Origin of the sequence: Maribellus mangrovi (assembly GCF_037646455.1) — a bacterium.
GTDB classification, from domain to species: domain Bacteria; phylum Bacteroidota; class Bacteroidia; order Bacteroidales; family Prolixibacteraceae; genus Draconibacterium; species Draconibacterium mangrovi_A.
Window position 1 is genome coordinate 272,201 of the sequence record NZ_JBBIXN010000002.1, and the last position, 11,868, is coordinate 284,068.

Consider the following 11,868-nt stretch of genomic DNA (forward strand, 5'->3'; position numbering starts at 1 on the left):
CTGGTCATTCTGTAGCCGGACAAATGCCGGCGATCAGTCCCGATGAACTTTGTCGAATCGCGAGGATATTGAATCCCGTGAAATAAAATCGAAGATTTTGATGCGAAGCATCATTTCACAGGGATGAATCCCGTGGAATAAATCGAAGCTTTAACGCGAAGTGTTATTCCACTGGGATGAACTTTTGCCTTGAATTACGAATGACGATTAACGATTGAAGATTGCAGATTTGGAAGAAAAGTACTGAGTACTGAGAATCAAGTATCAAGTATCAAGTAACCAGAGTCGAGAATCGAGTATCCAGTATCGAGAATCGAGTATTTAGCATCAAGAAACAGATTCCTTCCACCTCGTTAACTGAGGTACTCGGTGTCGGAATGACAACGTAAAGATATACAACAGCGGCGTAACATAGAATAACATTAAAACAAAATACATCATAACGCCGCCTAACCTAATCCCGTACCTGTCATCCCGAACGAAGTGAAGGATCTCACGCAACGAAGACCGAATGTCGATTAACGATTTATGATTGCAGATGTGCTGTGCTGAAAACTGAGACTGGCAACTGAAACTACTTTTGCCTTTTTATCCCGTGAAATAAAATCAAAGATTTTGATGCATAACATCATTTCACAGGGATGAACTTTTAACTTTTGCCTTGAATTTCGAATGTCGATTAACGAATTAAGATTGCAGATTTATTCGCTGAACTTTCTCTTATCAAAATAAAATCTGTTTGTTTAACCACAAGTAAGCGTGATACAAAAACTTCAAAATAAAGCTGCAACAGTTATTGCCCGGCTCGACATACACACCTTGGAAGTGATAAAAAAGTCGTCGGCCTCCATGATGGTGAAAGTTGTTGGCATGGCTGCAACATTCGCCGTTAGCATTATATTGGGTAGAACAATAGGTCCCGAGGGATTAGGTATTATTAATCTTTCCAATCGCATTGTGGCAATTGTTTTAATTTTTGCCACTGTTGGCATGAACAATGTTGTTTTGAAAGAGGTGGCAATTGGCTTCGAGAAACAAGATTGGCAGCATGTTGCGAATACTATATTTTCGGCATTTCGAATCAATATACCACTCGCTCTTTTATTTAGTGGTTTGATGGTTTTAGTTTCACCTTGGTTAATTGAAAACGTATTTCATGAACCTGACTTAAAAATCCCACTTATTATTTCACTTACTGTTGTAGTTTTTCAGATAACATCAAGGATTTTTGCGTCGGGAGTTAACGGCTTCAGAAAAATATGGCAAAGTAGTCTTGTAAACGATACACTGAGTGCAATGATCGTCGCAATCGGACTAAATGCCATGATTATTTTTGGAATTAAGATCACAGTTATTAATGTAGCCATATTATATGCAACAGCAAGAATATTGGTTACTATTAGCATTGGTAGCTATTGGAAAAAACTTTTCAAATTCAACGGAAAGAAAAGATCCAATGCAGCAGGAATGTTAAAAGTGGGGATTCCATTGCTGATTTTTAGTTCCTCGAATCTGATAGCCACCAATGCCGACACGATAATGTTGGGATGGCTTAGCAATGTAAAGGAAGTTGGATTATACAGTGTGGGAATAAGGCTTGGCTTGTTAACTAATTTTCTATTGTTAGTAACAAACTCAAATTTAGCTCCTAAAATTGCATCCTTATTTGCAACGGGTAAAATCCTTGAACTAGAAAGAATGATTCAAAAAGTTACCGGAGGATTAATAGTTTTATCTGTCGTAAGTATATTGATCTTTATTTTATTCGGGAAATATATTCTAAGTATTTGGGGAACGGAGTTTACTAAATCATACGCGATACTGGTTATAATCAGTTTAGGGCAATTTATAAACATAGGAACAGGCGCAACCGGGGTAATTTTAATGATGACCGGATTTGAAAAACTATTGGGAAAAATTACACTTCTATCCGCGGTTATAAACGTTGGATTAAATTTTTGGCTTATCCCTATTTACGGAGGTATCGGCGCTGCAATTACAAGTGCTGTTACATTTGGTACCGAAAATATTATTAAAGTTATCATTGTAAAACAAAAAACGGGCATTCTTACAATTCCCTTATTCAAATTATAATTGCAGAATGAAATCACCTATATTTATTTTTTCGTTACCTCGTTCAGGATCGACTTTACTTCAACGAGTTTTAATGACACACCCTCAAATTGCAAGTGTTGCTGAACCTTGGTTATTATTGCCGTTTCTTTTTAGCACCAAGTCTTCTGGCATTGCATCACTTTATAATCACACTAAAAGTAGTAGCGGACTAAATTCATTTATCAATAATCTTCCAAATTCAAAACAAGATTATATAACCGAGCTTCGAACATTTATTTTTAATTTATATGATAAGCAGTGTAAAAATGGTGAGCTTTTCTTCCTGGATAAAACTCCTAGATATTACTTAATAATTCCTGAGATAGCTGAACTATTCCCAAATGCAAAATTCATTTTTCTGTTTCGTAACCCTATACACGTAATGAGTTCAATAATGGAAACCTGGTCAAATAAATCCTTTAAAAGGCTCCATGAATACGCTATCGATTTATATGATGGCCCGCAACTGTTATCGGATGGATATAAACTACTAAAAAACAAGTCTATCGCTTTAACATATGAATCATTTGTTGAAAATCCCGAAGCATCAGTAAAAAGAATATGTAACTATCTGGAAATTGACTATTTACTAGATATGACAACAAATTTTGAGTCGCAAAATACTAAAGGAAAGATGGGTGATCCGACCGGAGCAAAAAAGTATAAAAAAATAGAAAAAGAATCATTAAGAAAGTGGGAGAACATATTGAATACAAAATTTCGCATAAGTGTTGCGAAAAAGTACATTAATCAACTTGAAAATCAAACATTCGAAATTCAGGGGTATAACAAAGAGCATATTTTAAACGAACTGAGCCAGGTTAAAACCAGTTTTCAACTCCCGATAGAGGATATGCTACAATATCAGCGAACAAAACTAATTAATAGATTCCATCTCAATACATGGATGTACTCTAAAATAAGCAACTGGAGCAAAGGAAAATTACTAAGTTAACATTTATGAAATCAATCGCAGTCTTAATGACCTGCTTCAATCGGGTAAATACAACACTTAAATGTCTTGAGCATTTATATAAAGCGGAAGTTCCCGATGGATACTATTTCGATGTCTTTCTCGTTGATGACAAATCCCCTGACAACACAGGTGTAAAAGTTAAAGAAAATCACCCTCAAATTAATGTCATTTCGGGTACCGGATCATTGTATTGGACAGGAGGAATGCGCTTGGCCTGGGAAATTGCGGCAAAAAAGAAAGAATATGACTTTTATTTATGGCTAAACGACGATACTTTTATATTTCCTGATGCGTTAACAACCATACTAAATGATTATATCTCTCTAAAAAATAAGAATATTGAATCACTTCTTGTCAGTGCGTTAGAGGATCCTATATCTCATGATCTTTCATACAGTGGGCGGTTTAATAGAGAAAAAGTAATTCCTTCAGGAGTTCCTTCAACATGCACTTATGTAACCGGAAACTTTGTTCTTGTCTCAAAGACTATTTACAATAAGATTGGAAACTTAAGTAAACGATTTAGTCATGGTCTTGGAGATAACGATTACGGATATAGAGCAATAAAAAATGGATTCTCATGTCATGTCACCAGTAAAATTGTGGGACAATGCTCCATCGGAGAACGAATACTATGGAACGATCCAAAATTACCTCTAAAAGAACGCGCCAAGAGATTGTTTTCCAAAACCGGAGGAAACATTGTCGAATATATCGACTTCATAAGAATACATAAAGGTTACTTAAGAGCTTGTTTGAGTATACTCAATACAACCAAATTACTTTTTCTCCCTAAAAAACATAACAAATGAAATCAGTTGGAATAATAACCGTACACGACATATACAACTACGGCTCAATTTTGCAAGCATACGCCACGCAAAAAGCGATTGCAGATTTGGGGTACAAGGCCGAAATAATCGATTACAAATACCCAAATCCATTTCATCAGCAACAGCAGTCATTAAAATCGAAAGCCTTAGCAAAAGCAAATGCTTTTTTAAAAGACTTGCTTCCCGGCAAAAAATACTCAACCTATGTAAACAACTATAAAACATTTACAACCAAACACTATCAGCTTTCTAAAAGCAGTTATCCTACTGTTGATTCATTAATGGATAATCCACCGGAATATGATATTTATTTAGCAGGAAGCGATCAGATCTGGCGGCCTGAATTTGTAAAAGGAGATCCTTGCTTTTTTCTGGATTTCGTGAAAGGAAAGAAAAAGATAGCCTATGCCTCAAGTTTTGGATGTACGTCTGTTCCTGAAAAATATAAAAAAAGCTATGCAAAATTTTTGAAAAATTTTTCGGCTATTGGAGTTAGAGAATACGCAGGAACAGAAATCATCAAAGAACTCACGAGTATAGATGCTAAGGTAGTTCTTGACCCAACACTTTTATTAAATAAAAATGATTGGATGAATGTAATGAAGGCGCCGAAAGTGGATAGCCCTTATATTTTATGCTATGGCATTTCTTCCAAAGACAGATATTTGGAAAAACTTGCGCTCCATATTCAACAAAAAACCGGATACAAGATTATACGGATAAACGGAAAATTTTACGATTATTTCAATTCCAATATGAAATATATACTTGATGCTGGACCAGCAGAATGGTTAGGATTTTTTGCCAATGCAGCTGTTATTTTAGGACAATCTTTTCATGCTACTGCTTTTGCTGTTAACTTTGAAAAACCTTTTTTATCAATATTACGCGGTAAGGAAAATCATGATTCAAGACAAAAACAGTTGTTAGAAATTCTAAAATTACAACACAGATCAATAGTTGCAGGTGAACGGTTCCCTGATATCAATAACTCTTTCTTGAAAATTGACTACTCACACGTAAATGAGATCCTAAAAAAAGAACGTAAATCGTCTTTAAAGTTCTTAGCTACTGCATTAAACCAATAACTACTTACAGTGAAACTCTTATTTTATTTCTTATTAATTCTTACTTCATTGGTTCTGATAAATCAAATGACTGTATTAGGAATTGATATTGGTGTGTTGTACTTTGTGATTTTATGGAGTTGCTTTTTTGCTCTGCTGGTATTAAGTAAAAATTTTGAACTAAATCTGCTATCTCTTTGGTTAGTTTTTGCTGCTCTTTACAGTATTATATTCAATATAATCCCAGAGTTTTTTAGTCCGTATGAAAGGCTATTTGCATTCATCCTTACCATGGGACTATTAGGCCCTTTGGTTCATTCGGATATATTGGATCAGTTTAAATTAAAGCTGTTTCATATTTTATCAAATGCATTTATCATACTGGTAACAGTGTCATTTCTGGCAAAAGTAACTGGAATCTATTCGGGATTAGATGCACATCATAACTATTCAGGTTTTTTTAATGGTTCCATGGTATTATCACCAATTGCTGTTATTGCAATGATTTATTCAATTACACTGGCACTTTATCACAATAAAAATAAGATACGTTGGCTATATTATTTTGCCGCACTTTTGTGTTTCCTTTCCGCCATTGTTGCAGGTTCCAGAATTGCACTTCTCGGAGGAACTGGTGGAATATTATATTTCATATATAAATTTAACCAAAGTAAACCTTTCAAATACCTTTTCAGTATTGCGTTGATTTCCGGAATTCTAATACTATCATTCCCTCTTTGGAAGCAACATACAGTATTTCTTCAAAAAAAGATAGAATATAGCAGTCAGCAAGGTAGTTTGACCGCTTCAAGAGATAAATTATGGCAAGCACGAATCAATGAATTTCTTACATCCCCAATCATCGGCATTGGCTTTTCATCTGTTGATACCGACAATAATAAAGGTTCCAAATTTTCCATAAGTTCTGGCAGAATAGAACCAGGTTCATCATGGTTGGCTATTTTATCAATGACCGGCTTATTTGGCTTTTTACCGTTTTTTTTAATCCAAATAAGGAACCTTATTTCTCTCTTTAAACATGAAAACATTTATTCTTCTGCACTGCTTGGCGCCTATAACATTTTCTACATAATACACTTAACCTCTGAGGGATATGCCTTTTCTGCTGGGAGTAGTCTTTTTATCCATTTTTGGTTATCGTTAGGAATTACAGATATTTATTTAAAACAATCGAATTCTGAATATCAACAAATATTTCAATGAGTTGGAAAATTATCAACATACTAAGAAGAGTTATACGTATTGGTTTTATAAAAACGATATTCTTAAATTTCTCAAAACTTCCTTTACAACAGGCTCTCAAATTACCAATTATCGTCACTCGAAACACCTATTTCTATGATTTATCAGGTAAAATCAATATTGAAGGAGAGGTTAAACCTTTCATGGTTCGAATGGGGTATTTTGGAGAAGATACCAATGTGTGGAAAAATAACAGAATTTTGCTAAAAATAAGAGGTGCATTAACTTTTAAAGGCAGTTCTCATTATGGAATTGGAGTATCTATCAGAGTAGAACCAAATGCAGAACTGACTATTGGGGATAATGTACGCATCAGTAATAATACTAAAATAATCAGTTACGAAAGTATAACCATAGGAAATAACTGTAGAATAGCCTGGGAATGCCAGTTAATTGACACTACCTTTCATTACATAAAAAACAAAAAAAACGGTGAAGTTGCTCCTAAAAATAAGCGAATTATTATTGGAAACAACAATTGGATCGGAAATCGCGCAAATATTATGAAAGGTACAATTACCCCAGATTACTGTATTATTGCAGGAGGTAGCATGTGTAACAAAACTTTTGAAATACCTAATTACTCATTAATCGCAGGTTCACCGGCAGAATTAAAAAAGACAGGAATCTACAGGGTTTTAGATGAGGAAGAAAAAGAAATTAAAGCAATATTATTGAAAGAAGATTAAAATGAAAATTGTTTTTTTAGTTGCAAGCTACATGCCACACCAAATAGTGTCCATTAGGGCTTTGTTGGATAATTATGATGTTGAAATACATTCATTTAGTGTAAGTAAGAATTATACTTATGTCCCAGGCAATATTGAAGGTCTTGTTACTTATCCTCCGGGGCAATTTCATTCTGATAAACTTTATACAGAAATACTGAAAATAAATCCCAAATTGGTAGTAGTTGCTGGGTGGTTTATAAAAGATTTTGTTAATGTATCAAAAAAAATTAGAAAAGAATTAGATATCCCTGTTGTTTCATACTCAGATACCCAATGGACAGGAAGTATCAAACAAAAAATCAATACTATTATTAGTCCTTGGTTCCTAAAAAAGACATTTTCACACATTTGGGTAGCAGGAATCTACCAATATGAATATGCTAGGAAACTAGGATTTAGGAAAGAAAAAATATTATACAATGGTTTAAGTTGTGACGTTAAACTTTTCAATAAAGTTTCTACTGAAAAAAAACGAAAAGAATATCCTAAGAAATTTATTTTCGTTGGCAGATTTGTAGAAGTAAAAGGATTGGATAATCTTTTAAATGCTTGGAGGCAAATAAAAGATAAAAGGGGGTGGAAACTATCTATGATTGGAGATGGCCCGTTAAAAGAACAATTCCTAAATGACAATAGTATAATTGTGAATGATTTTATGCCTCATAATGAGCTCATTCAGGAAATGCAGAACTCTGGTTGTTTCATATTACCATCTGTATTTGAACCATGGGCGCTAGTTATACATGAGGCCGTTGCAGCCGGACTTCCAGTAATAGCAACAACCATTTGTGGTGCAACACCACATTTCGTAATTAATAATTGGAATGGATACAGTATAAATACTGAAGTCCAAAACCTAAAAGAGGCCATGCAGAAAATTATGTTGGCTGACTCCAAACAACTTTATGATTTTTCAATCCATAGTAAAAGAATCGCGGAAAATATCACTCCGGAGATTGGAGCAGCTAATTTAATGAGTATTGTCTTATAATATTATTGTGTCATGAAAGTCGGAGTATTTTCGAATTCCATTTCAAATAAAGGGGGCGGAATCGCTTATTATCTAAAGGAACAATACAAGAGTTTACATAGTTCCTTGGATTACGAAATCCTTACCCTCTGCGATGGTGATACAGGTAAAGATGAATATCCTGAACTGCACTTCAAAGCCTTTCAAAAACAGCCCTGGAACGGATTCAAATTCGGATATTCAAGAGAGATGCAGTCGTTTTTAAAGCAAAAAAGGGATTACGATGTACTGCATATCAATTCCATTTGGGGTTATTCGCACCTTGCCGGATTCAATTATGCTGAAAAGTACAGGATCCCGTACCTGCTGTCAACACATGGAATGTTTGCTTCCGAAGCTTTGAAAGTGAGCAGGTTTAAAAAGCAAATAATGTCAAAATTGTTCATATCTAAATCATTGCAAAGCTGCAATTGTGTGCATGTTACAACTCTTAATGAATACGAGAATGTAAGAAGATTTGGAGCAACATGTCCAATCGCGATTGTTCCAATTGGAATTGATTTATCCTTATACCAGGAAAAAACAGATGAAACAGAAATTTTTGACAAATGGCCGGAATTAAAAGGCAAAAGGATTTTGCTTTTCCTGTCCAGAGTGGATCCCATAAAATCGGTAGAAAATTTAATCCTGGCCTGGAGCAGATTAAAAGACAAATTTAAAGACTGGCATCTGGTGATTGCAGGCGACGGAAACCAACAATACCTGAGTGAACTGGTGCAAATAGTAGATAAGAAAAATATAAATCACCGTGTAACCTTTACAGGCAGCGTCTACGGAAAAGATAAAAATGCCCTGTTCAGTATGTGCGATTTGTTCGTTCTGCCAACTAAAACCGAAAATTTTGGCATCGTGATACCGGAAGCTTTTGCCTTTAAAAAGCCGGTAATTACAACCAAGGGAGCTCCATGGGGCGAAATTGAAGAGCATAACTGTGGCTGGTGGATCGATTATGGAGTTGATCCACTGATTAAATCATTAGATACAGCCTTATCGCTAAATAAAAGTTCGCTGGAAGAAATGGGTAAGAACGGACTTACTCTGGTGAAACAAAAATATTCATGGGAACAAATATCAAATCAGATGATCCAGCTTTTTCAATGGGTAAAAAATAAAGAAATTACAAGACCTGAATTTGTAAAAATCGATTAATTCTATGAACATAGACATCTCCAATAAGCCCAGTCCGCATTCCTTAAAGGTGAAAATTAAAAGGGTATTATGGGCCGTTTGTTACACCATATTTTTTAGAACAACCCCTGGCCCCATGCGTCGCTGGCGTGCTTTTTTATTGAGGTTGTTTGGCGCAAAGGTATCACCAAAAGCAAGGATATCTCCTTCTGCTAAAATAACCATGCCCTGGAACCTGACCGTGGAAGACTTCGGAACTATCGGACCGTATGCCATCATTTATTCTACCGCTGAAATACATATCGGTAAACAGGCCACCGTATCTCAATATTCTTATTTATGCTCCGCCACACACGATTACGAGGACAGTCATTTTACGCTATACGCTGAACCAATTGTCATAAAAGGACAAGCCTGGGTAAGTGCCGATGTTTTCGTGGGTCCGGGCGTAACCATAGGAGAAGGAACAGTGGTGGGTGCCCGGTCGAGTGTGTTTAAAGACCTACCCGCCTGGAAAGTTTGTGTTGGAAACCCGGCAAAACCAATTAAAGCCAGAATAATAAGCAGAGACAGAAGCCATGAAAAAAACCCATTGTCCGATAAATAGAATCAATCCGGCTAACGACTGGAATTATTTTTTTGGTTATTACGATAAATCGCCCTGGAATAAGGATGAAACAAAAGTTTTGGCACATCGTTCCAAACTATTAACGAATTTCCCGGATTCAGGCGAAACGGTGGAAATGGGTTACATCAAACTGGCCGATGGACAATTTGTTAAAATGGGTGAAACGCAATCGTGGAACTGGCAACAAGGCACCCAATTACAATGGCTTAACCAAAATGAAAATGGTGAAGAAATCATTTTCAATGATTTTAACGGAAACAAAGAGCGATCGAAAATAGTGAATCCGGCCAGCGGAAAAGAAAAGATTGTTGATAGCAGTATTTACACCATTGCTGCCAACGGGAAAGTGGCACTCACCCTGAATTACGGCAGGCTCTACCAAAACCGCAAAGATTATGGCTATGCCTGCGCCATCGATTCATGGTCGGATATTGATAAACCGGAGCAAGACGGTATTTACAGCGTTGATATTGAGAAGAACACAAAAAAACTAATTCTTTCGATAAAAGAAATTGCAGAATACAAGGAGAACAACCTGGGATTATACACCAAACACTGGGTGAATCACATGATGTTCAATCCTTCCGGGACAAGGTTTTGTTTCCTGCATCGCTTCCAAAGGCCTGATGGCATCATTTACAGCAGGTTCTTTACAGCGAATAGCAATGGTAAAAATTTGAGGTTAATCTTCGAAGGAATGATCAGTCATTATTCCTGGAAAAACGATTCTACTATACTGGCATGGGCAGGTAAACGAAAGTTACTGGGTCAGGGAGAATCCGGCAAAAAGGATCTTCTTCGACCTCTAAAAAAAATAATAAAACCAATCTACTATGCCCTTGGCAAACCTCGCTTTCTAATGCAAAAAATAATGGGCGACAGTTATTATTTAATTCAGGATGTTGAGTCGGAGAACAATGCTGAACGTATTGCATTCGGGAAATTGATCAGCGACGGGCATTGTACCATTTCCTCTGACAAAAAGTGGATACTCACCGACGGATACACAGACAGAAATAACAAACTACCCCTTTATTTATACAACATGGAAACGGAAGCTTTATTTGAAATTGGCAGGTACAAAACACCAAAAGAACTGGATGGAGAGGTCAGGGTCGATCTGCATCCCCGTTTTAACAGTTCAGGGGATAAAGTCATTATCGATTCGGCCATGAACGGGAAAAGAGACATGTTTTTAGTGGATATCAAAAATATCGTGAATTAGTTATGAGCGTTTCCATTTTCATTCAAACATTAAACGAAGAAAATAACCTGCCCCGCTGTCTGGATAGCGTAAGCTGGTCGGATGATATTGTTGTACTGGATTCTTTCAGCAGCGATAATACCGAAAAAATTGCCAAAGAATATGGCTGCCGATTCTTTCAACGCAAATACGACGGAAGAGCAAATAATCAAAACTGGGCCGTTCAGAACATTGAATTCAAATACAAATGGGTTTGGTATGTCGATGCTGACGAAGTCACACCACCTGAATTGGCCAAAGAGATCCAGGAAATTTGTTCTAATCCGGAAACTGAAGAAATTGCTTTTTTTGCACGAAGGAAAAACTTCTTTATGGGAAAATGGCTGAAACGTTGTGGAGGAGAACAGGCATGGATCGCAAGGTTGTGGCAACCTAAAAAAATGAGTTGGGAAAGAGGTGCCAATCCTGTTGCTTTGATCGACGGAAAGGTTGGTTATTTGCAAGAAAGATTCGAACATTACTTTTTCAGCAAAGGATATTTTGACTGGATAGAAAGACACAATAAATACAGTACATACGAGGCTATAGAAACCATGTCGTCACTTGAAAGCGGAGATTTTAAATTCAAAGAGCTTTTTTCAGGCGACAGGATAATTCGGAGAAATGCCATGAAAAAATTGTCCTTTCGCTTACCGGGTCGACCTCTCTTTCGTTTCATTCATATGTACATCGTCAATCGCGGATTTCTCGATGGCAAACCAGGATTTATCTACTCAATTCTCATAAGTATTTACGAGTATTTTATCGTGCTTAAGGTTAAAGAGTTAAAATTACAACAGAAGGGAAAGTCGTTATAAATTAAAAAGTAATCATCCTTTGTAAGGAAAGGAAGG

General features: G+C 36.1%; 11 protein-coding genes. All 11 read left to right on the plus strand.

All coding sequences use genetic code 11. From position 1 onward, the window contains the following. Positions 1–825: 825 nt before the first annotated feature. The 11 genes from WFY05_RS09135 (at position 826) to WFY05_RS09185 (ending at position 11,832) form a co-directional block, all read left to right on the plus strand. Positions 826–2,094 (plus strand): flippase, encoded by a 1,269-nt coding sequence (locus WFY05_RS09135; RefSeq protein WP_340113278.1) that lies wholly within the window; start codon positions 826–828, stop codon positions 2,092–2,094. Between the two features lie 7 nt (positions 2,095–2,101). Beyond that, complete coding sequence (locus tag WFY05_RS09140) at positions 2,102–3,070, plus strand: sulfotransferase family protein (RefSeq protein ID WP_340112511.1); 969 nt, start codon at positions 2,102–2,104, stop codon at positions 3,068–3,070. Between the two features lie 5 nt (positions 3,071–3,075). Next, on the plus strand, positions 3,076–3,903 hold the full coding sequence (locus WFY05_RS09145) for a glycosyltransferase family 2 protein (protein WP_340112512.1): 828 nt from the start codon (positions 3,076–3,078) through the stop codon (positions 3,901–3,903). Further along, entirely contained in the window at positions 3,900–5,012 is a 1,113-nt protein-coding gene (locus WFY05_RS09150; protein ID WP_340112513.1) for a polysaccharide pyruvyl transferase family protein, read from the plus strand. The genes WFY05_RS09145 and WFY05_RS09150 overlap by 4 nt, the downstream gene beginning before the upstream one ends. A gap of 66 nt (positions 5,013–5,078) precedes the next feature. Next, positions 5,079–6,215 (plus strand): O-antigen ligase family protein, encoded by a 1,137-nt coding sequence (locus WFY05_RS09155; RefSeq protein WP_340112514.1) that lies wholly within the window; start codon positions 5,079–5,081, stop codon positions 6,213–6,215. Then, on the plus strand, positions 6,212–6,943 hold the full coding sequence (locus tag WFY05_RS09160) for an acyltransferase (protein WP_340112515.1): 732 nt from the start codon (positions 6,212–6,214) through the stop codon (positions 6,941–6,943). Before WFY05_RS09155 ends, WFY05_RS09160 begins: the two co-directional genes overlap by 4 nt. A gap of 1 nt (position 6,944) precedes the next feature. Then, positions 6,945–7,976 (plus strand): glycosyltransferase family 4 protein, encoded by a 1,032-nt coding sequence (locus tag WFY05_RS09165; RefSeq protein ID WP_340112516.1) that lies wholly within the window; start codon positions 6,945–6,947, stop codon positions 7,974–7,976. Between the two features lie 12 nt (positions 7,977–7,988). After that, positions 7,989–9,164: a glycosyltransferase gene (locus WFY05_RS09170; RefSeq protein WP_340112517.1), complete on the plus strand. Its 1,176-nt coding sequence runs from the start codon at positions 7,989–7,991 to the stop codon at positions 9,162–9,164. A gap of 4 nt (positions 9,165–9,168) precedes the next feature. Next, positions 9,169–9,750, plus strand: a complete 582-nt coding sequence (locus WFY05_RS09175; protein WP_340112518.1) for a WcaF family extracellular polysaccharide biosynthesis acetyltransferase — start codon at positions 9,169–9,171, stop codon at positions 9,748–9,750. Beyond that, entirely contained in the window at positions 9,722–10,996 is a 1,275-nt protein-coding gene (locus tag WFY05_RS09180; protein WP_340112519.1) for a hypothetical protein, read from the plus strand. Before WFY05_RS09175 ends, WFY05_RS09180 begins: the two co-directional genes overlap by 29 nt. Before the next feature lie 2 nt (positions 10,997–10,998). Beyond that, positions 10,999–11,832 (plus strand): glycosyltransferase family 2 protein, encoded by an 834-nt coding sequence (locus WFY05_RS09185; protein ID WP_340112520.1) that lies wholly within the window; start codon positions 10,999–11,001, stop codon positions 11,830–11,832. Positions 11,833–11,868: the final 36 nt, after the last annotated feature.

Excerpts from the sequence above, each read along its gene's own strand:
- WFY05_RS09155 (WP_340112514.1), top strand. The coding sequence starts at position 5,079 with ATGACTGTATTAGGAATTGATATTGGTGTGTTGTACTTTGTGATTTTA.
- WFY05_RS09150 (WP_340112513.1), top strand. The coding sequence starts at position 3,900 with ATGAAATCAGTTGGAATAATAACCGTACACGACATATACAACTACGGC.
- WFY05_RS09175 (WP_340112518.1), top strand. The coding sequence starts at position 9,169 with ATGAACATAGACATCTCCAATAAGCCCAGTCCGCATTCCTTAAAGGTG.
- WFY05_RS09140 (WP_340112511.1), top strand. The coding sequence starts at position 2,102 with ATGAAATCACCTATATTTATTTTTTCGTTACCTCGTTCAGGATCGACT.
- WFY05_RS09180 (WP_340112519.1), top strand. The coding sequence starts at position 9,722 with ATGAAAAAAACCCATTGTCCGATAAATAGAATCAATCCGGCTAACGAC.
- WFY05_RS09145 (WP_340112512.1), top strand. The coding sequence starts at position 3,076 with ATGAAATCAATCGCAGTCTTAATGACCTGCTTCAATCGGGTAAATACA.
- WFY05_RS09160 (WP_340112515.1), top strand. The coding sequence starts at position 6,212 with ATGAGTTGGAAAATTATCAACATACTAAGAAGAGTTATACGTATTGGT.
- WFY05_RS09170 (WP_340112517.1), top strand. The coding sequence starts at position 7,989 with ATGAAAGTCGGAGTATTTTCGAATTCCATTTCAAATAAAGGGGGCGGA.
- WFY05_RS09165 (WP_340112516.1), top strand. The coding sequence starts at position 6,945 with ATGAAAATTGTTTTTTTAGTTGCAAGCTACATGCCACACCAAATAGTG.
- WFY05_RS09185 (WP_340112520.1), top strand. The coding sequence starts at position 10,999 with ATGAGCGTTTCCATTTTCATTCAAACATTAAACGAAGAAAATAACCTG.